The organism is Chitinophaga sp. (genome assembly GCF_039596455.1).
Taxonomy (GTDB): Bacteria; Bacteroidota; Bacteroidia; order Chitinophagales; family Chitinophagaceae; genus Chitinophaga.
Map to the genome: position 1 here is coordinate 1,550,084 of NZ_JBCNJR010000001.1, position 21,184 is coordinate 1,571,267.

Consider the following 21,184-nt stretch of genomic DNA (forward strand, 5'->3'; position numbering starts at 1 on the left):
TGCTCCCGTTAATCCTTTTGTTAGTGCCCTGCCGGTTACTTGCAGGAGGTTATGAAAAAACGAGATAAAGCCTGAGAGACCTATTCCGTAATCTATTCCTTCAGCCAAAGAAATCAAATCGTTATGAAAAAAATCTATTATTTATGGATGCTGCTATGCAGCCTGCCGCTATGTGCCCTTGCGCAAGGGCAGTCCATCGGCGGTAAAGTAACCGATGCAAAAGACGGCGCCCCTTTACCTGGCGTAAGTGTTTACACGGTAGATGCGGCGGGAAAACGAACGGGCGTTACCACCAATGCCCGCGGAGAATACCTGCTGCAGGCGCCGGCTGGCGCGGCCGAGGTGTTTTTTGTGTACCTGGGCATGGCCACCGTCAGGGAGCGCATCAACGGCCGGAGCACCATTGACGTAAAAATGACGGCCACGGACGAAATGCTGAGCGGGGTAGTGGTAGTGGGCTACGGCACCCGGCGTAAAGAAACGTTGACGGGCGCGGTGAGCAACATCACGGCCAGGGAGATACAGACCACTACCAATATCAGCCTGGCGCAAAAGCTGCAGGGCAAGGTGGCAGGCCTGCAGATCAGGCAGCTGGGCGGCGAGCCGGGTACTTTCGACAATATGATCAACCTGCGCGGCTTTGGCACACCGCTCTTTGTAATTGACGGTATTGCGAGAGACGGGGCCTCAGAGTTCCAGCGCCTGAATGCGGACGATATTGAAAGCATCTCTTTCCTGAAAGATGCTTCGGCCGCCATTTACGGCCTCCGCGCGGGCAACGGGGTGGTGATAGTAACCACCAGGAAAGGCGCCCGCGGCAAAACCAGCTTCAACTACAACGGCAGCGCAGGCTGGATCAGCCCAACCGATGTGCCTACCATGGCCAATGCGTCCCAGTGGATGCAGATGCGCAACGATGCGGACATTTTCAGCACCGGCACGCCATATGTAACCAAAGACGAGCTGCAGAAATGGATAGCCGGCGGCCCCGGTTATGAAAGCACAGACTGGTACAGCGTGGCCATGAAAAACGCGGCCATGCAGACACAGCATACCTTGTCTGCTTCCGGCGGCTCTGAAAAAACACAATATTTCGTGAGCCTGGCTTTTGCCAACGAAGACGGCCTGCTGCGCAGTAACGACATGAACTACAAACGGTACAACATCCGCTCCAACCTCACCACGGAGCTGCACAAGAACCTGAAAGCGGAAATACTCATGGCCGGACGGTATGACAACCGCACCGTACCCGGCGAGAACTTCTTCAACATCTTCAAAGGCACCCGCGTAACGCTGCCCACGGAAAAGCCTTACGCCAACAACAACCCGGAGTACCCGGCTTTTGTAACGCCTTCCACACAAAACCCGCTGGTGCTTTCGCAGCGCGGTATTACGGGGTATAACGAGAGCGTGACGCGCAACTTCCAGTCGTCTATGGCCCTCACCTACACCGTGCCTTTTGTGGAAGGCCTGTCCATCCGCGGGCTGGCTGCTTATGACATGACAAGTTATTCCAACAAAGACCTGCAGAAAGGTTACAAGCTCTACACGTACGTAAACGGTGCGTATGTGGCGCAGCCGCAGCGGGTGGGCAATTCCAGCATTGCCAACAACTACGGCAACAACAATCGCCTCACCCTGCAGGCGCAGGCCAACTACAACCGGCAGATTGCAGGCCACCACAATGTGGCCGCCACTTTTGTGGTGGAACAGCAGCAATACTGGAGCCGCGACGCCTACCTGCGCCGCTTCTATGATTTTTATACCAATGACCAGATCAATGCCGCGGGCACGGCCAAAATGGAAACCGCCGGCGGGGAAGATCAGCAGGCCAACCTCTCTTACATTGGCCGCCTCAATTACGACTACAAACAGAAATACCTGTTTGAATTTGCGTTCCGGCAAGACGGGTCTTACCGATATCATCCCAGCCAGCGCTGGGGCTTCTTCCCCGTGGTGTCTGCCGGCTGGCGGATGTCTGAAGAACCCTTCATGAAAGAGGCAGTGCCCGTCATCTCCCACCTCAAACTCAAAGCATCTTACGGCCGCGTGGGGCAGGACGCCGGTAACCCTTTCCAGTATATTGCCGGTTTTTCCACGCAGGGCGGCGGGCGTTATGAGTTCGACAACGGCGCGCTCACCAATGGCGCCGCATCACCAGCTATCGTAAATGAAAAGCTGAGCTGGTTCACTTCTACCATTACAGACTTTGGCATAGAGCTGGGCCTCTGGAAAAACAGGCTGAGCGTTGAATTTGACGTGTACCGGCGAGACAGGGAAGGCCTGCTGGCCTACCGCAATGTATCTCTGCCCAATACCTTCGGCGGCACACTGCCGCAGGAAAACCTGAACAGTGACAGGGTGCAGGGTTTTGATCTCACCATTGCCCATCAAAACACCATCGGCGGGTTCCGCTACGGCGTTTCCGCCAACCTCAACTATTCCCGCGGCATGAACCTGTACGTGGAAAGAGGCGCCTACACCAACAGCTACAACCGCTGGCGCAACGGGGCAGACTACCGGTATAACGACCTGGTGTGGGGCTACACCTACCTGGGCCAGTTCACCTCAGAAGAGGAAATTGCCAAATATCCACTGCAGAATGGAGACCAGGCCAACATCCGCGAGCTGCCCGGAGATTTTAAATATGCAGACGTGAACAATGACGGGCTGGTGAACGGCAATGACATGCTGCCGCTCTGGTATGGCGCTGTGGGCACCAACGATAACCAGAACCCGCCCGGCAAAAACCCGAAGTTCAACTACGGCCTCACGCTCAATGCGGCATACAAAGGCTTTGACATCAACGTGCTGTTCCAGGGAGCGGCTGTGTACACCGTGCGTTTCAGTGAAGTGTATGCAGAAGTGATGGCCTTCCGGGGCAACACGCCGGCTTATTTCTTTGACCGCTGGCACAAGGCAGATCCGTATGACCCCAACAGCGAGTGGGTTCCCGGCAAGTGGCCCGCGTCACGCTTCAATTTCAATGTGGGCGCCATGTACGCTGAAAGCTCGGTTTGGCGGAAAGACGCATCGTACGTCAGGTTAAAAAGCCTGGAGCTGGGCTACACCATCCCCACACAACTTTACAAATCTGCCGGCATCAACAGGATCAGGATATATGCCAACGGCTTCAACCTGTTCACCATTGCAGACCCTTTTGTGAAAGCGTTTGACCCGGAGCGGCTGGAAGGTTTGTTCAATGCAGGCTTCAACTACCCGCTTACCAAGAATTTCAACGTGGGCGTCAACCTTAACTTCTAAAACACTGAAATATGCGCAGATTAATATTACTGGCCGCCGGCCTCATGTTGTTCAGCTGCAACCGCGTGCTGGAGCTGCGGCCTACAGACAAGATCAGGGCGGAAGACCTGTTCGGGGATCCCGCCGGCGTTAAACTTTACATGGCCAACCTGTACTACCAGCTGCCCATAGAAGATTTCACCTACTTCCGCGCCGGCTTCAACCAGAACGGCGGAGACCCCAACAACGGCGGCTTTGCGCCGGCTATGGTAACAGATGAAGCGGTACACAGCGAGTTTGGCGACTTTATTGGTAATAACGATTTTGCCTGGTGGGAGCCGGCTTACAAGCTGATACGTGACGTCAACATCCTCTCGGACGCTATTCCTTCATTGCCCATTACGGAAGACGAAAAGAAGGCCCTCACCGGCGAGAGCGCCTTCATCAAGGCCTTTGCCTACTTTGGGCTGGCCAAACGCTACGGCGGCGTTCCGCTCATCAAGAACACGCAGAAGTACGAAGGAGATGTGGAAGCGCTGAAAGTACCCCGCAGCACTGAAAAAGAAACGTGGGACTATGTGATGGAGCAATGTGACGTAGCCATTGCCAGCCTGGGAGAAGGCACGGGCCGCCGCGCCACCAAATGGACGGCCTGCGCGCTCAAATCAAGGGCCGCCCTGCATGCCGCATCTGTTGCCAAATTTGGCCCGCGCGCTGTTATGAGCGGAGACGCGGTAACGCAGCAGCTGATTGGGCTTGATGCGGCTGCCGCCAGCGGTTATTATGATGCCTGTATCAAAGCCAGCGAAATGCTCATGGCTTCCGGTAAATTCGGGCTGTACGAGCCCAACCCTGCTACGCCAGAAGCGGCGGCGGAGAACTACCGGAAGATGTTCCAGGACCCCAACAGCGCGGCAATAGAAGCTATTTTCATCAAAGGCTTCACGCTTCCCGGCAATAACCAGGGCCACAACTATGACATCTGGTACCAGCCCGCACAGGTAGCCAACGGCTGGCCCCACCCCGGCCGCATGAACCCCACGCTTGACCTGGTAGACCTGTACGAGCGGTACGACAATCCCGGTCAGCCCGCTCCCGTGGTAACCACCGCGGAAGGCAACGTGAATGACTACAACGGCTACAACCCCGCGCTCACCTATCTCCGCTTTGACACGCCCAACGATATTTTTAAAGGCAAAGACGCACGCCTCTGGGGCACGGCCATTTTGCCCGGTACCACCTTCAAGGAAACGCCCATCATTATACAGGCCGGTTTTGTAAAGCCAGACGGTCAGGCCGTGATCCGCACTAACGATCAGGTTACGGTAGACGGTACTACCTATTACACTTACGGGGCGCCCAGCACCACCATGTACTCCGGCTTCGACACCTATGGCGGCAATAACACCCGCTCCGGTTTCTCCTTCAAAAAATTCATGAACCAGTCCAGCCCCATTACCGCCGGCTGGAACCAGAGCACTACAGATTTTATGGAGTTCCGCTTTGCTGAAATTCTGCTCAACTATGCGGAGGCCGTGGTGGAAAGCGGCCAGGGAGATGCCGCCGCCGCTGCCAAAGCGCTGAACGACATCCGCAAACGCGCCGGCCACACCGTTAACATACCGCTCACCTCCGCCAACGTGCAGCGGGAAAGAAGGGTGGAGCTGGCCTTTGAGAACAAACGGTATTGGGACCTCATCCGCAGAAGGGAATACCATACTGAATTCAACAACCGCATGATGCATGCCCTGCTGCCTTTGCTTGACCTGCGTGCGCTGCCGGCCAGAAAGTACATTTTTGTGCGCGTCAACGTACCCAATACCAATTCAAAGACCTTCGAGCCCAAACTGTATTATAAACCCATACCCGGCATAGGCGCCAATGGCCTTGTGCAAAACCCGCAGTACTAACCGGTTAAAACAGACTGTTATGAAAAACATAATAATATATATGGCCGCGCTCATTTTTATGGCCTGTGAAAAAGACAATTACGATGGCCCCAATGCCGCCCTCTCCGGCAGTTTCATAGACGCGGAAACAAAGGCGCTGGTAGAGCAGGATATTATCAGGGGTACTACCATAGAAATTGCCGAACATGGTTATGACCCCGTGGAGAAACAGATACTGATCGTAAAGAACGATGGCACTTACGCCAACTCCCTGCTCTTTGCCAACACCTACACGGTGCAGCCCGTGCGCGGCAACTTTATTGACGTAGCGCCGCAGGACGTGCAGATATCAGGCAATACCAGACTGGACTTCACGGTAGTGCCCTATATTCGTATAAAAGAAGCCAGTATTGTGAAGAACGGCACCAAGGTGGTGGCCACTTTCAAGCTGCAGCAAAACGTTACCACCAATGTGAAAAAGATAGGCCTTTATGCTCATCAGGACTCACGCGTGGGAGAGCCTATGCGCTTTGTGGCCGCAGAAGCGGATATCAACGCGGTGGTAGACCCGGGCCATGTTTACACGCTTAGTATAGACCTGCCCTCCAACAGCTCGCAGCTGAAGCCGGGCAAGGCCTACTATTTCCGCATAGGCGCCGTCATAGACAAGGGAGATGCCAAGTTCAACTATGCTCCTGTGGTACAACTGGATATTTGATCACTAAAAGATTCAACATGCGTTTAACAGCTTGCCTTTTATTCATTTTTTTTGTTTCCGTCAGCTGCGCCAAAAAATCAGGCGGCTCCCCCGTGGGACCGCCCATGGCCAAAGACACGGTGTACGATGAAACCGGTTGCCTGTACACGGCTTATCAAAATCTTGTAATGGCCGGCTACCAGGGCTGGTTTGCCGCTGAAGGCGATGAATCGGGCCGTGGCTGGTACCACCTGCAAAACGGTAGCTGCGGCGGCTTCAAGCCCGGCTGCTCCACCGTAGATTTTTTTCCTGACATGGCGGAGTACACCCGGAAGTACAAAACTGCTTTTAAGTATCCAGACGGCAGTGATGTGTACATGTACAGCCCGTATGATGAAGAGACCATAGACCTGCATTTTAAATGGATGAAAGATTACGGGATAGACGGCGTTTTTATGCAGCGTTTTGTAGTGGAGGTGAAAGACAGCAACCCCAAAGGGAAGCGCCATTTCAACAAGGTGCTGGAGAACGCGCTCAAGGCCGCCCGCAAGTACTCGCGCGCCATTTGCGTGATGTATGACCTGAGCGGCTGTACTCCGGCAGACGTAGCCTGGGTAGAAAAAGACTGGGCGGAACTGCAGCAGTTGTTCCATCTCTTTGACAACAAAACCCATCCTACTTACCTGCGTCACAATAAAAAGCCGCTGGTGGTAATATGGGGAGTGGGCTTCAACGACAACCGGAAATACACCATTGCCGATGCTGACCAGCTGGTTACCCGGCTGAAGGGCAATAACAACCGCGTGTCTGTGATGCTGGGCGTACCTTATTACTGGAGGAGCATGACGAAAGACACTGAAAACTCCCCGCTGCTGCACAGCCTTATCAAACGGGCGGACATTGTGATGCCATGGGCCGTGGGCCGCTACAACAACGATAGTTATAACAACGTGGCCGGTACAGAGCTGGCCGGAGATCTGGCCTGGTGCAATGCCAACAAGGTAACCTATGTGCCGCTCGCATTTCCCGGCTTCAGCTGGGGCAATCTCAAAAACGATCCGTCCCTGTACAACGCCATTCCACGCCTGAAGGGGGATTTTCTGTGGAAGCAGGTGGCCGGCGCCAAACTGGCCGGGGCGCAATCTCTCTACGTAGCCATGTTTGATGAAATAGACGAGGGCACCGCCATTTACAAATGCGCACGGGAGGCGGAAGTGCCGCTGCATGGAGACAGAAAGTTCGTAGGCATAGAAAATGATCTCTCTTCGGATTATTATCTCTGGCTCACGGGCCAGGCGGGGCGCTGGTTCAGGGGAGAAAGCGGCTTCAGCGCCGTTAAGCCGGTGCGTTAAGCGGTTGTTGGAAAATTGTGGCCGGCTGGAAGTTTTCTTTCAGCCGGCTTTTTATGCCGCGACGGTAATGGATGCTGTTCTGTAAAAGAGGGGAATCTGCTATATTGCAGTAAATCTTTCAGCCATGGCCTTAAACGAAAAATTAATGGCCCGCGTAAGGGAATTAATTGCAGCAGAAGAGAACGATGTGGAGGAGAAAAAGATGTTCGGCGGCTGCTGTTTTATGGTGAATGATAAAATGTGCGTATGCGTGCGGGACAGTCACATCATGGTACGGCTAAACCCTGCGGGCGTAGAAGAGGCGCTGGAGCTGCCCGGCGCTTCGCAGATGGTGCTGAACGGGCGTACCATGAAAGGGTATGTGTACGTAGATGAATCTGCCCTGGGTACCAGGAAACAGCTGGCCTGGTGGGTTGGCAAGGCACTGGCCTTCAACCATCTGGCCCGGTCTTCAAAGCAAAAGAAAAAATAAAAGATGTTTACCGGAAAAATGTGGAAGCGCCTTGCCTGGTCTGTGCTCAGCCTGTTTGTGCTGCTCAACGTATTTGCCGCCTTTCACGCGTGGAAATTCACCCATTTCACAGATACCGCCGCTCCCCGTACAGACCCTAATAAGCTCGGTATTGCCGGAAAGCTGAAAACCATCTGCTTTGGGGTAGACAATCCGCGCCCCGTCAACAAACGCAAACCAGACCGCCCGTACAAAACAATACACCTGCAAAGCCGGGAACGCCTGGAGTGCTGGTACATGCAGGCGCCCGCCGCGCGTGGCACAGTGGCGCTGTTTCATGGCTATAGCGGAGAAAAATCGGCCATGCTGCCCCGCGCATACGAATTGCTGGCGCTGGGGTATAATACCATGCTGGTAGACTTTATGGGCTCAGGCGGTTCCGGTGGCAACCAGACCACCATCGGTTATAAGGAGGCCGCAGATGTGGCCACCGCCTACCGTTACCTGGCGGCGCAGGGGGAGCAGAATATTTACCTGCTGGGCACTTCACTGGGCGCTGCCGCTGTATTGAAGGCCCTGCACGATGAGCCGCTGAAGCCCAAAGGCATTATCCTGGAATGCCCCTTTGCCACCTTGTACGATGCCGCCTGCGCGCGTTTTGAAGCGGTAGGCGTGCCGGGCTTCCCGCTGGCGGGTTTCCTGGTGTTCTGGGGCGGGGTGGAAAACGGGTTCTGGGCCTTTTCTCACCGCCCTGTTAGCTATGCCGCGGCCGTTACAACGCCTGCCCTGTTTTTTTATGGTGATAAGGATGAAAGAGTGCGCAGAGAAGAAACAGATGCTGTATACGGCGCGCTGGCCGGCAAAAAAAAGCTGGTCGTTTTCCCGGGGGCGGGCCATACCAATTATCTTCCCCGGTACCGGGAAGAGTGGGTGCAGGCCGCAAAAGAATTTTTACTGGAAAATTAATGGATACGGAGCGCCCCGGTTTGGCCGGGGCCGCCGTATCTGAGTTTTTGTCTCAAGTTGGGAAAGGGAAGGGATTTGCCTAATTAGTTCGGCTGTATTATTAGCTAAATTGGAGAAAAACACTACTAGTTATATTCAAAAGAGGGCGTCTGTCAATCCTGATGAAACAAAGATGACAACATTTCCCCACTACATGGTTGTATTTGCTGCGCAAATAATTGTACGAATTGATTTTCCCTCTTGCAGATTAAGAGCCACGGTATTTAGCGCGGTATTGCGCCGGGGTGAGGCCGTATTCGGCCTTGATCAGTTTGGTGAGGTGCGAGGGGCCTGACAAACCCGTTTCGGCGGCTATGGCGCTCAATTTGTTATCTGTACGGCGCAGGCGGAAACGCGCCTCCGCAAACCGCAGGTCTGTAAGGTATTCCCGCATGTTTTTACCGAAGGTTTCATTGAACTGGCGGTTCAGTTCCCGAGGGTCTGCCTTCAAATGCGCCACTACGTCAGTAGGGGTAACGGGCTGATGGTTTTTATTGAGGGAGGCGTAGTGGGTCTGCATATAGTCTACCGCGCGCAATACATCTTTGGGCAATGCGCCGCGTTCCGTCATCAGGGCAAAGTAGCTGACAATCATGAGCCATATCTGTCCGTACAGGTAAGGCGTCAGCCAGCCCGGGTTCTGATCGTACCCTACCATCTGCCTGATTATTTCCGTGTGTTCGCTGCCAAGCGGCAACAACAGGCCCTGTACGCCTTCTGCTTCCTGCTTCTCCTGTTTGTCTACCATGGCCCCAAACTCCCGGTAGCCTTCATGCCCTTTGGCCTGGGCCGCCTTGATGGCGTCCGAGTATTGCTGGTATTGTTGCAGGGGTACGTCCAGCAAGGGCTGGAACAATGTGTACTTTTCCCGGAAACGGGTAATGAAGGCATGTGAGAACGAAATGTACAATGATGTGTAGTGGTACGGCTCAAATTCAGCCTTGTTAAAGCCGCTGGGCGGTACGTAGTAGAAGCCCAGGCGCTTTTCCGGCAGCATCAGCTTGAGCGGGGAACCCTGCAGGTCACAGGGGATATTACCTTCCAGGCCAATATAAAGGGCCAGCAGCGGGTCTTTTGTGATAGGGAAAAGGTTTACCTTCTTTTTGATGTCAAAATTCAGCCAGCCAATGATCCAGTCCTTATCTACCACTTCCTGTTTGAAAAACGCGCCGAAAGGCCCTTCACGGTAAGTTACGTCGGTGCCTTTAATACTGTAATGCTTATACTTTTCAGGTAAGGTATGGGAGGTAATAGTATTACGCTCCATTTCAGGAGGAACGTTGAAATTCATAACGGCTGGATTATCCAGAGTTGACATGGGTATCAGGATTTGGGACTCGTAATTTACTGAATTTTTTCCTTGCTACAGCAAATACTGCTTGCCTACCGGCTCTACCGGTGATGGCAGCGGCTGGTGGCCCAGCATTTCAAGCAGGTTGATCTCTATGGTGCGGCTGATGCTGTCCAGCGGCAGAGACATGGGGTTTTGTTCAAAGGGGTTCATGAGCGCATTGCCGTTCTGGTGGGTGACATGAAAAACGAAACCTACTGCCCAGCCGAAGATAACTGACCAGAAACCGATTGATTCTGCCAGCATGAAAGTATTGAGTATCACAAAGAACCAGATGAAAACACGGGTAAAAAAAAGATAGCTGGGCGGGTAAATAGTGTTACGGATGCGCTCTGAAGCGCCCATGTGGTTGCAATGAGCTGCCAGCATGGTGTTCAATTCACGGAAACAAAACCCGTCTACCGCTCCCAGCATCCTTAGCTGCTGCAGGTCTGCCGCCTGTATGTCAAGTATGGCGTTGGGAATATTGCGGCTGCCGCTGACATCTTCCGCTTCCTTCTTGCTGAGGTAGCCTTCGTAATACGGGTCGGTGGTTTTGCGGAGAGTTGCCTTCAACGCGTAAAGGAAAGCGATATGCCTGAAAATCATACGGCGCGCAATATGCGGCACTTCTCCCGCTTTGGACGCATCACAGTAGTGGAGCAGGTTGCGGGCCCAGGAGCGGGAATCATTCACCAGCGCTCCCCATATTTTACGGCCTTCCCACCAGCGGTCATACGCCTGGTTGTTATTGAAGCCGATAAAGAAAGCAAGGGCCGTGCCTAGTACACCGGTTATACTGGCGGGGATGGAAATATGCCTTTTCAGCCAGTAGGTGTCTGCCACATATGCAAGGGTGCATACCAGTATGATCATGATATCCAGCTTCCACGTTATCCTGAAAACTTCCACCAGGGAAAGCCTGTCTCGTAGCAGCATACGAAGGGGTTTGATTCAGTATTCGGTTATATGGAATTAAGGTAAGATTTCCTGCTGAAATGAACAAGAAATGCATGACGCCGGGCAGCATTATCAACGCCCGGAACTGCATTGGAGTTTCCTCCTGCATGAGCCCGGAATAATTCGTATCTTTCTGTAAATACTGTCATATGGACCAGCGTATCATCAACCTCTTTGACGAGTATACCCACAAGCCGCTCCGGCGCGAAGAATTCCTGAAACGCCTGGTGCAGCTTACCGGTACCATGGCCGCGGCCATGTCTGTGCTGCCCTTGCTGGAATCCAACTATGCCCGCGCAGCGGCAGCGCCACTCCCCGAAGATCTTACGGAGGAAGAGATCACCTATCCCGGAGAAGGTGTCACCATGAAAGGGCTCCTGGTAAAACCGAAGGCACAGGGTAAATACGGCGGAGTGGTGGTGATACATGAAAACCGCGGTCTCACGCCCCATATCAAAGACGTAACGCGCCGCGTGGCGCAGGCCGGTTATATTGCGCTGGGCGTGGATGCGCTCTCTGTTTTCGGGGGTACGCCGGCTAATGAAGATGATGGCAGGAAGCTGATAGGCGAGCTGGATATGGCGCAGAACCTGCAAAACTACCTGAAGGGGCTTAGCTACCTGAGAAGCCGGCCAGACTGCAATGGAAAAACAGGCTGCATCGGGTTTTGCTGGGGCGGCGCCATGGCCAATCAGCTGGCCGTGCACGACCCTGAGCTGAAAGCCGCTGTGGCCTATTACGGCCGCCAGGCTGACGCAGCGGACGTACCCAAAATAAAAGCCCGCCTCCTGTTGCACTACGGGGAAATGGACGAGCGCGTGAATGCCGGCATACCGGCGTATGAAGCCGCCCTGAAAGCAGCGGGCACAAAATATGAGCTGTACATTTACAAGGGAGCGCAGCATGCGTTCAATAACGATGCTTCACCGGCGCGTTACAACGAGGCGGCAGCCAAACTGGCATGGGAACGTACATTGCAGCTTTTTAAGGAAACTTTGCGGTAAACTTTTCATACCACCACCGCGTGAGCAACACAATAGGAATGCCCACCAGCACCATATGTATCAACCAGCCCGTTATTGCGCCCTGCCAGGTGAATTTCAAGGGCGGGGCCTGTGTAAGCGGCACCATTACCAGGTTCATCATCAGCCATACAAACAGGCCGTAGAGGCAGCCTGTTACCCACTTGTTGCCATGCAGCAAAGGCCAGTAGCGGTACGCTACGAAAAATACAACACTCCACAGCACCGCCACCATAAAGTGCAGCGCAACGCCTGCCACCACCATAGTGCCGTCTCCGGTGTAAGCCGCGTTGCCAAACATGGCGCTTGCAATGTATCTGAAAACTCTTTCCGGCGGGGTACCGGACCTTAGCCAGGCATTGATCAATGCCGCGGCCCCATCCAGCACGCCCACGGCGCAGCCTGTAACCAGTACCGCTACTGCGCCGGGGCGCTTGGTGGAAAATTGCATAAGGCAAGATTTAGATTTAGATTCTGGCTGATGCAGCGGGTATATTACAATTTAACTAATTCAAGCTGAATACGGACAACACCCGAAAAACAAATTTGTAATTATATATTTTCCATATGTGTAGGAGGTAAAATATCAGCTGGTTCTTAGGAAATGTAGCGTTTCCTTGAAAAATTAATTTTTCGGTGTTACCTTCACTGCATGAAAGCACACAATTTCATACAGGATACGCAGGTGGCGGCGGCCATGATGAACCCTCTCCGCATCCGCATACTGGAAGAGCTGCGTGAGCCCAATTCCGCCGCAGGCCTTTCACGCGTGCTGAACATGCCGCGGCAGCAGCTGAACTACCACCTGAAGGAACTGGAGAAGAATGAACTGATAGAGCTGGTGGAAGAAAGAAAAAAAGGCAATTGCACAGAGCGCGTATTGCGCGCCACTTCCCGTTCATATATGGTGGTGCTGAACACGGCCGGCGCAGATGCCTCCGCCGTGCAGGACAAATTTTCTTCCGCCTACCTGGTGGCCGCTGCTTCGCAGCTGATACAGGATGTGGCGGCCCTGCAAACGGGCGCGCAGAGGGCCCGGAAAAAATTGCCCACTTTCACCATGCAAACAGAAGTGCGCTTTTCCAGCCCTGAGCAGTTGCAGGCTTTCACGGAAGAACTGGCCAGGGTTATCAGCAGGCTGGCCGTCAAATATCATACAGACAAGGAGCCAGACGGCAGGGCTTACCAGTTCCACTTGTTTTCTCACCCTGTGTTAAAAAAATAGTATCATGAAAAACAGTAACAGGGCCATTCACATGGCCCGGGAAATTAATGCGCCCATAGAGGCGGTATGGAAAGCGCTCACGGAAGCGGGAGAGCTGGAGCGGTGGTTTCCGCGCAGGGCCCGTGTAAAAGACGGGAAGATAGCGCTCTCCTGGGGCAGCGGGGTAGACTGGGAAATGGAAATAGAAGAGCAGCAGGAAAATAAATACCTGCGCCTGGGTTATAACGAAGACCATTACAAAATGGTATCAAACGTACCAAGGCGGCTGGCGGTGGAGTTTTTCCTGGAAGCAAAAGAAGGGAAAACCCTGTTGCGCATTGTACATGCAGGCTTTGGCGGCGAAAGCAATTGGGACGAGATCTATGATGGCGTGCGCCGCGGCTGGGACACAGAATCTCTCAGCCTTCAACATTACCTGGAGCACCATGCCGGTAAAGACCGCCTGGTGGCGCTGGCGCAGATCAAGACAAAACAGTCCCTGCAGGAGGCGTGGAACTTGCTGACCCGTGAGGGCATTACCGTGCAGGGAGACCGTTACGTGTACACCACCCCGTTAGGCGGCCGCTATGAAGGCACGCTGGTATACCTCAACCCCCCGCAAGACCTGTGCGGCACCCTGCTGCAGCTCAACAACGCCATGTTCCGCCTTACGGCAGAACGTTTCACGCCCGGTGCAGACGTTACCATCTGGGCCTGGATAGGCGCTTACGGCGTACCTGCGGAAGATGTAAAAGCAGAGGAGGGGCGCTGGCAGCAACAGCTGAACGAGTTATTTGGATGATGAGGCCTGGAGGTAATCAGCCAGTCCGTTCACCTGGTCTGTATTGATATAGTCTATCCCCAGCCGCATCATGGCAGCCCAGGCGGTGGTTGTATCTGGCGTGGCCCAGAAACGGAATTTCTTTTGCAGGCCGTGCACCTTGTTCACAACAGCCGCTATTTTGGCTTCATCCTGCGCAGGCAATCCGTTTTGCCCCTTCCATTGTGTATAGCTGCGGAAATTGTCGCTGAAAAGAGGAATACGCTGCAGCTGTTCCGCGGTGTAGCTTACATTGGGCAATCCGTCAAACAGGATGTAGGGCGGATACCCCTGCCAGAGCGCCGCATCCGGCCGGCTGCCGCTAATGACCAGTTGTACCTGCGGGTTGGAGGTAATGAGCGGGAAGTCTTGCAGCTGCTGCAGCAAGGCCTGCATGGTAGGCACACCGGCAGTTTTGAAATCTATCAGCAGCAGCAGGCTGCGCCCTGCGCCGGCAGATTCCGCAAACAATCCCCTTTTTTCCGTGATCATTTGCTGCAGCGGCTGCAGGTAAAGCTTGCGCAACGTGCGTGCCGTATCTATTTCAGCAGCTGTATGCGCCACATACAGCGCTCCGTTGCGCTCAAAAACATCTGCCTCCACAGCGCCGAAGCCCCTGTCAAAAGCCAGGTGGAAAGGCCGGGCCTGCAGATAATCGTTATGGGAGTGGGCGTTGGCCGTGGTGTATTGTGCCGTGGCGGGCAGCAGCGCAATGCAGCAGCAAAGGGCGGTGAAGAGGTGGCGTAGCATGATGACGGATGTAAGTTGTGGCCATAAGGTACCAAAAAAAGCGTGGCCTGTCAAGTGACAGGCCACGCCGAATTACTTTGCATTGGTTGCAGGGGTTACATGGCAGCGAGTTGCACTTTTTGTTGCAATTCAATAACGCTGTCCCGGAAGCTGTTGTCAGTATCCATCAGGTCTTTTACAGTCTGGCAGGAGTGGATCACGGTAGTGTGGTCACGGCCGCCAAAGTGCTCGCCAATGGTTTTAAGAGAATTTTTGGTGAAACTTTTTGCCAGGTACATGGTGATTTGCCTTGCCTGCACAATTTCCCGCTTGCGGGTTTTTTGCAGCAATTTATCGTACGGCACATCAAAATACTCACAGACCATTTTCTGGATGCTGTCTATGGTAATTTCCTTGGAAGATGTTTTGACGAAAGACTTCAGCACGCGTTTGGCCAGCTCCAGGTCAATTTCTTTCCTGTTGAGGGATGACTGTGCCAGCAGGGAAATGAGCGCGCCTTCCAGCTCCCTTACGTTGCTCTGGATGTTGTAGGCTACGTACTTCACTACTTCCTTGGGCATTTCCAGCCCGTCATTCCGCATCTTCATTTCCAGTATCTCCATGCGCGTCTCGAAATCAGGCAGCTGGATGTCTGCGCTCAGGCCCCAGCGGAAACGGCTGAGCAGGCGTTCCTGCACCCCGTCCAGGTCTTTGGGCGGTTTGTCTGATGTCAGTATCAGCTGTTTGCCGCTCTGGTGAAGGTGGTTGAAGATGGCAAAAAACGCGTCCTGCGATTTTTCGGCGCGGGCAAAGAACTGGATATCGTCTACGATCAATACATCTATCAATTGGTAAAAATGTATAAAGTCGTTGATGATGTTGTTCTTGGAATGGTCAATGAACTGGTTGATGAATTTTTCCGCGCTCACGTACAGCACCGCCTTGTTGGGGCTTTGCCTTTTCACTTCATTGCCGATGGCCTGCGCCAGGTGGGTTTTACCGAGGCCTACGCTGCCATAGATCACCAGGGGGTTGAAGGAAGTGCCGCCCGGCTTGTCAGATACGGTTTTACCCGCCCTGCGCGCCACGCGGTTGCAGTCGCCTTCAATAAAGGCCTCAAACGTATAATTATGGTTCAGCTGGGAATCTATCTGCACACGTTTGATGCCCGGTATCACAAAGGGATTCTTGACCGGGTTCTGTATCGTCAACGGGAAATCAACTTCGCTGTCTTTCTGCGGCTTGGTAAACTGCGTAGGCATATTCACCGTTTTGGGATGTTGATGGGGAGTACCATTTTCAACCACTATCCGGTATTCCAGCCTGGCTTCCTTTCCTAATTCGCGTTTGATGGTTTTTCCTAACAGACCTACATAATGCTCTTCCAGATATTCATAAAAAAACTGGCTGGGGACCTGAATGGTTAAAACATTGTTTTCAAGCTTTACGGGTTTTATCGGTTCAAACCATGTTTTGAATGGCTGCCATTCCACAATATCCCTGATTATATTCAGACACCTTTCCCAAACTTGTTCGCAAGTTTTGTTCATTTAGATAAAAAAAATTAATCGTGTTTATAATTTGGGTGTTCTCGAATACAAATTCTTCAATACGGGCGGTTGAAGAATTTTTTTGACAGGACGACGAATATCTGATTAAAATGTTGAAAAAAAAAATAAATCTGCCCTTGTTTTATTTCCAACAATTACAGTGTGTAACGCTCCTGTTTATTCAAGTTTTTTCGGCTAAAACACCCGTTTAGCCAGCAATTCCACCACAATGAAAAGTGTTAAACCGTACAAGCATGATTAACAGGTATTTTGTCAAACTGTTTACTGGTTTACATCAAAAACCCAGCTTAACAGGTAAAATACCATTGCTTATAAATCTGGTTGTAGAGGTATGGTCCAGCGGGTATTTAGTTGGCTGTAGACATCTCACTTTTTTGGATACTGCTTTTCTGTTATTCTCAAATTCCGTGCAAATGTATGGTGTTGTTCGCTAAAAAAGTAGAATAACTTGTGCAAAAGTAATTAAGCAATCCTACACTGAAAAACTTATCTTTGGCGCAATTGAAATTTTAAATTTGTTTTTATGAGTTTTGAAATTACCGGAAAGCTGGTAGTGAAGTATAACACCGTTCAACGCAGTGAGTCTTTTAAAACCCGGGAGTTTGTGATTGAGAAAACAGACGATATCAATGGCCGGGTCATCACCAACTATATCAAGTTCCAGTCCGTACAAGATCGCACTACCATTGTGGACCGTCACAATGAAGGAGAAATGGTTAAAGTTTATTTTAATATAAAAGGCACCCGCTGGGAGAAAGACGGCAAGGTGAATTACATCACCAACCTGGACGCCTGGCGCATGGAAAGTATGATGCAGGCCCAACCGGGCGCTGACCGCATGCCGGATTACAACACTTCCCAGGAAGCCCCTTCTTCAGGCAACAGCGGGGACGATCTGCCGTTCTGATAAATACCCGTCAAAATATGAGGCAAAGGGGATACCGTACAAGCGGTATCCCCTTGCTGCATTTATACTATCTTTGTGGCCAGTTTTAGGATAAATACCTAACCGCGCATGATACACCAGCTCTCTCTCAAGCTGCCTCCCCGTGAGGCTGCCCATCACCAGCATATTACACGGCAGGCCGCCGCCGCCCTGGGTGTGAAGCCCGGCGCCATTACCGGCTACAACCTGCTCAAACGCTCTATAGACGCCCGCTCGCGGCAAGTATATTTTGTACTGACGCTGCAGGTGTTTGTGAACGAGCCTTTCCAGGAAAGAACATCCCCACAGTTCCACTACAAGCGGCTTGCCGCCAACGCGCCACGCGTAATAGTGATAGGCGCCGGCCCTGCGGGCCTCTTTGCCGCGCTGCGCCTGGCAGAGCTGGGTTACAAGCCAGTAGTGCTGGAGAGGGGCAAGGATGTACGGGCCCGCCGGCGAGACCTGGCGGCGCTTAATAAAACCGGAGAGGTCAATCCTGAATCTAATTACTGCTTTGGAGAAGGCGGCGCCGGCACCTATTCAGACGGCAAGCTGTACACGCGCTCCAACAAGCGCGGCAGCATCAACCGTATTCTTCACATCTTCCAGCAGTTTGGCGCTGAAGAGAACATTATTACAGACGCTCATCCCCACATAGGCACCAACAAGCTGCCGCATATCATCACCGCCATGCGCGGGCAGATTGAAGACTGCGGCGGAGAAGTGCATTTCGAACAAAAGGTAACAGCCCTGCTGCTACAGGGCAGCCAGGTAACAGGCGTGAAAACGGCGGATGGCGAAAGCTGGCAGGGCGTAGCTGTCATATTGGCTACCGGCCACTCCGCGAGAGATATCTTCACCATGCTGCACCGCCAGCAGGTGCTGATAGAGGCCAAGCCTTTTGCCCTGGGCGTGCGCGTAGAGCACCCCCAGGCGCTGATAGACAGTGCGCAGTACCACAGCCCTTTCAGAGACGAGCACCTGCCGCCCGCCAGCTACAGCCTGGTAGAGCAGGTGCAGGGCCGCGGCGTGTTCTCTTTCTGTATGTGTCCCGGCGGCATCATAGCCCCGGCCGCCACGGCGCCCGGTGAGCTGGTAGTGAACGGCTGGTCTCCCTCCAAACGCAACAATCCCTACGCCAACTCCGGCATGGTAGTAACAGTAGATGAAACTGACTTTGCGCCCTTTGCAAAAGAAGGCCCGCTGGCGGCCATGTATTACCAGCAGGCGGTAGAGCGTGCGGCGTTTGAGGCAGGGGGCGGAAAATTTGTGGCGCCGGCACAACGCATGACGGATTTTGTGAACGGCAAAGTGTCTGCCTCTTTGCCGGACTGTTCTTACATTCCCGGCGTAAAAAGCACAGACCTGCGGCAGGTGCTGCCCGGCGCTGTACATTCCCGCCTGCGGGACGCCTTCAAGGCTTTCGGCAAAAAAATAAAAGGCTATTATACGGAGAACGCCATACTGGTGGCCACAGAATCCCGCACCTCCTCCCCGGTGCGCATTCCCCGCCACGCAGATACACTGGAGCACCCGCAGCTCAGGGGCCTTTACCCCTGCGGGGAAGGCGCCGGTTATGCAGGCGGCATTGTGTCTGCCGCTATGGACGGAGAGCGGGTGGCTGAAGCCATTGCAGCTAAAACCGGTTTGTACCGCTAATCTGCGCGTTGGTGTATTATTACGAAAATCAATCATAAATTCCTTGGCCGCAATATCTCAAATGGGTAATTTGCCGCCATGAACGTACTGGAACTTCAGCATCTGAAAAAGCACTACGCTACCCATAAAGCGGTAGACGATATCAGCTTCTCCATCCCCAAAGGAAGTATTTTCGGCCTGCTTGGCCCCAACGGCGCAGGAAAAACCACCCTGCTGCGCATGATCACCGGCATCTTTTATCCTGATGCAGGCAACATCATCTTTGACGGCAGAGCTTTTGACCCGCAGAATGACGTACAGTACATTGGCTACATGCCGGAAGAACGCGGGCTGTACAAAAAAATGAGAGTGGGAGAGCAGGCCCTCTACCTGGCGCAGCTCAAAGGCCTCAGCCGGAAAGACGCGGAGGAGAAAATAGATTATTGGTTCAACAAGTTCGAGATATCCTCCTGGGCCGGCAAAAAAGTAGAAGAGCTGAGCAAAGGCATGCAGCAGAAAGTACAGTTCATTTCCACCGTAATGCACCACCCCAAGCTGCTGATACTGGACGAGCCCTTCTCCGGCCTTGACCCCATCAATTCCCAGCTGATCCAGAACGAAATATTCGACATGGCCCGCAACGGCACCACCATTATTTTCTCCACGCACCGCATGGAACAGGTAGAGGAGATATGCGACCACATTGTGCTGGTGAACAAAGGCCGCAAGGTGCTGGACGGGCCGGTGAAACAGATCAAGCAGGATTTCAAGCAGCACCTATTTTATATATCGCTGGAGCAGCAGCCCAACCCCGCGCAGATGGCCACCCACCATTTCACCATCATCCAGCAGCACGAAAAGGCTTACACCGTCAAGCTGAACGAATACAGCCAGACGAACGACATCCTCCGTCACTTTATTCATCATGACATACAGGTGAACGCATTCAGGGAAATACTCCCCACCATTCATGAGGTATTTATTACCCAGGTAGCGCAGGCAGCTGTTTAACATTCCTATTATCTCAACAAATTCTGAACAATGAACAAGATCTGGATCATCATAAAAAGAGAATACCTCACCAGGGTGAGGAAAAAATCCTTTATCATCATCACCCTGCTGTTACCCCTGATGTTTGTGGCCATGATGCTCATTCCCGTTTTTGTGATGATGGGAGGAGACGATGAAAAGGTGGCCGTGGTAGACGAGAGCAAAATATTTGAAGGCAAGCTGGCAGATGATGGTGGCGTGCATTATAAATTTATTGATGCCCGGATAGATACGCTCAAAAATACGTACCAGCAACTGGGCTATACCGGCGTGCTGCACATCCCGGCTATGGACATCAACCGTCCGCCCAGCGTGATCTATTACAGCAAGGGCCAGATGAACGTGATGCTGAAAACCAATATGGAGCGCAGGCTGGAGAGCGTGCTGGAAGACAAGCGCATGGAGCTGGCCGGTATAGACAAGGCCAAACTGGAAGGCATCCGCGCAGATGTAGATATCATGAACCTTACCGGCAAGGAGGAAAAGAAAGGCAGCGCGGGCCTGGCCTATGGCATTGGTTATGGCGCGGCTTTCCTGGTGTACATCATCCTGCTGATATTCGGCACCACGGTGATGCGGGGCGTCATGGAAGAAAAGATGAACCGCGTGGCGGAGGTGATGGTGTCTACCGTGAAACCTTTTCAATTGATGATGGGAAAAATAGTAGGCATAGCCGGCGTAGGACTTACGCAGTTCCTGATATGGCTGGTGCTCATCATTGGCCTCTACTCCCTGATGGGCCTGTTCCTCAGCCCTGAAACCATGAACGCCGCTGCCGGCAACGGCATGGCGGGCGGGCAGAATGAGGCAGCCATGAAAGCCATGCAGCAGGTTACCTTTGTAGTGGAAAGCGCCAACTGGCCGCTGATCATTGCCAGTTTCCTCTTCTATTTCCTGGGCGGGTACCTTTTCTACGCGGCGTTGTTTGCAGCGGTGGGCAGCCTGGTGAATGAAGACCCTAATGATGCGCAATCGCTTACTTTCCCTATCACCCTGCCGGTGATCATTTCCATCTTTATCATGTTTGCCGCCGTGCGCAATCCCAACGGGCAGCTGGCGGTGTGGGGCAGCATTATCCCCTTCTCGTCACCTGTGGTCATGATGGCGCGCATCCCCTACGGGGTACCCGGTACGGTGCCCTACTGGCAGCTGGCGTTGTCGGTGATATGCCTGATAGCCGGTTTTATCGGCACTACCTGGGTGGCTGCCAAAATTTACCGCACGGGCATTTTGCTGTACGGCAAAAAGGTGACGATGAAAGAAGTGGTGAAGTGGCTGGGCAGGAAGAATTGAGAAGA

Annotated in this window: 18 protein-coding genes; 13 read left to right on the forward strand and 5 right to left on the reverse strand. The window is 53.0% G+C overall.

The genetic code is table 11. The features are described from left to right. Positions 1-123: 123 nt before the first annotated feature. The 6 genes from ABDW36_RS06510 (at position 124) to ABDW36_RS06535 (ending at position 8,598) form a co-directional block, all read left to right on the forward strand. Complete coding sequence (locus ABDW36_RS06510) at positions 124-3,264, forward strand: TonB-dependent receptor (RefSeq protein ID WP_343701068.1); 3,141 nt, start codon at positions 124-126, stop codon at positions 3,262-3,264. A gap of 11 nt (positions 3,265-3,275) precedes the next feature. Next, on the forward strand, positions 3,276-5,153 hold the full coding sequence (locus ABDW36_RS06515; RefSeq protein ID WP_343701069.1) for a RagB/SusD family nutrient uptake outer membrane protein: 1,878 nt from the start codon (positions 3,276-3,278) through the stop codon (positions 5,151-5,153). 19 nt (positions 5,154-5,172) lie between these two features. Beyond that, positions 5,173-5,850 carry a DUF3823 domain-containing protein gene (locus tag ABDW36_RS06520; RefSeq protein ID WP_343701070.1) on the forward strand — a complete coding sequence of 226 codons (678 nt, stop codon included), beginning with the start codon at positions 5,173-5,175 and terminating at the stop codon, positions 5,848-5,850. A gap of 17 nt (positions 5,851-5,867) precedes the next feature. Continuing rightward, a complete protein-coding gene (locus ABDW36_RS06525) occupies positions 5,868-7,181 on the forward strand; it encodes a glycoside hydrolase family 71/99-like protein (protein ID WP_343701071.1) in 1,314 nt (437 codons plus the stop codon). Between the two features lie 124 nt (positions 7,182-7,305). Further along, entirely contained in the window at positions 7,306-7,653 is a 348-nt protein-coding gene (locus tag ABDW36_RS06530) for a TfoX/Sxy family protein (RefSeq protein ID WP_343701072.1), read from the forward strand. Between the two features lie 3 nt (positions 7,654-7,656). Continuing rightward, on the forward strand, positions 7,657-8,598 hold the full coding sequence (locus tag ABDW36_RS06535) for an alpha/beta fold hydrolase (protein WP_343701073.1): 942 nt from the start codon (positions 7,657-7,659) through the stop codon (positions 8,596-8,598). A 247-nt stretch (positions 8,599-8,845) separates the two neighbouring features. On the opposite strand, the gene ABDW36_RS06540 is transcribed toward ABDW36_RS06535, so the two are convergent. Both ABDW36_RS06540 and ABDW36_RS06545 read right to left on the reverse strand, forming a co-directional pair. Beyond that, a complete protein-coding gene (locus tag ABDW36_RS06540; protein ID WP_343701074.1) occupies positions 8,846-9,928 on the reverse strand; it encodes an AraC family transcriptional regulator in 1,083 nt (360 codons plus the stop codon). Positions 9,929-10,000: 72 nt separating this feature from the next. Continuing rightward, positions 10,001-10,906: a bestrophin family ion channel gene (locus tag ABDW36_RS06545; protein WP_343701075.1), complete on the reverse strand. Its 906-nt coding sequence runs from the start codon at positions 10,904-10,906 to the stop codon at positions 10,001-10,003. 170 nt (positions 10,907-11,076) lie between these two features. Here ABDW36_RS06545 and ABDW36_RS06550 point away from each other — a divergent pair, with 170 nt between their 5' ends. Further along, positions 11,077-11,931 (forward strand): dienelactone hydrolase family protein, encoded by an 855-nt coding sequence (locus tag ABDW36_RS06550; protein ID WP_343701076.1) that lies wholly within the window; start codon positions 11,077-11,079, stop codon positions 11,929-11,931. Here ABDW36_RS06550 and ABDW36_RS06555 read toward each other — a convergent pair. Further along, positions 11,912-12,400, reverse strand: coding sequence for a hypothetical protein (locus ABDW36_RS06555; RefSeq protein WP_343701077.1), 489 nt, complete (start codon positions 12,398-12,400; stop codon positions 11,912-11,914). The two genes, ABDW36_RS06550 and ABDW36_RS06555, sit on opposite strands and share 20 nt — an antisense overlap. Positions 12,401-12,601: 201 nt before the next feature. On the opposite strand from ABDW36_RS06555, the gene ABDW36_RS06560 reads away from it, so the two are divergent. Further along, a complete protein-coding gene (locus tag ABDW36_RS06560) occupies positions 12,602-13,174 on the forward strand; it encodes a helix-turn-helix domain-containing protein (RefSeq protein ID WP_343701078.1) in 573 nt (190 codons plus the stop codon). 4 nt (positions 13,175-13,178) lie between these two features. Then, positions 13,179-13,955, forward strand: a complete 777-nt coding sequence (locus ABDW36_RS06565; RefSeq protein WP_343701079.1) for an SRPBCC domain-containing protein — start codon at positions 13,179-13,181, stop codon at positions 13,953-13,955. Here the strand turns inward: ABDW36_RS06565 and ABDW36_RS06570 are convergent. Further along, positions 13,944-14,723 (reverse strand): phosphatidylinositol-specific phospholipase C/glycerophosphodiester phosphodiesterase family protein, encoded by a 780-nt coding sequence (locus tag ABDW36_RS06570; RefSeq protein ID WP_343701080.1) that lies wholly within the window; start codon positions 14,721-14,723, stop codon positions 13,944-13,946. The genes ABDW36_RS06565 and ABDW36_RS06570 overlap by 12 nt on opposite strands. A gap of 95 nt (positions 14,724-14,818) precedes the next feature. Next, positions 14,819-16,252 (reverse strand): chromosomal replication initiator protein DnaA, encoded by a 1,434-nt coding sequence (gene dnaA / locus ABDW36_RS06575; RefSeq protein WP_119076992.1) that lies wholly within the window; start codon positions 16,250-16,252, stop codon positions 14,819-14,821. A 544-nt stretch (positions 16,253-16,796) separates the two neighbouring features. Here dnaA and ABDW36_RS06580 point away from each other — a divergent pair. The 4 genes from ABDW36_RS06580 to ABDW36_RS06595 all read left to right on the forward strand — a co-directional run bounded on the left by ABDW36_RS06580 (position 16,797) and on the right by ABDW36_RS06595 (position 21,179). Then, positions 16,797-17,180 (forward strand): DUF3127 domain-containing protein, encoded by a 384-nt coding sequence (locus ABDW36_RS06580; RefSeq protein WP_343701081.1) that lies wholly within the window; start codon positions 16,797-16,799, stop codon positions 17,178-17,180. A gap of 108 nt (positions 17,181-17,288) precedes the next feature. Then, on the forward strand, positions 17,289-18,857 hold the full coding sequence (locus ABDW36_RS06585) for an FAD-dependent protein (protein ID WP_343701082.1): 1,569 nt from the start codon (positions 17,289-17,291) through the stop codon (positions 18,855-18,857). A gap of 78 nt (positions 18,858-18,935) precedes the next feature. After that, positions 18,936-19,847, forward strand: a complete 912-nt coding sequence (locus ABDW36_RS06590) for an ABC transporter ATP-binding protein (protein WP_343701083.1) — start codon at positions 18,936-18,938, stop codon at positions 19,845-19,847. Positions 19,848-19,877: 30 nt separating this feature from the next. Continuing rightward, positions 19,878-21,179 carry an ABC transporter permease gene (locus ABDW36_RS06595; protein WP_343701084.1) on the forward strand — a complete coding sequence of 434 codons (1,302 nt, stop codon included), beginning with the start codon at positions 19,878-19,880 and terminating at the stop codon, positions 21,177-21,179. Positions 21,180-21,184: the final 5 nt, after the last annotated feature.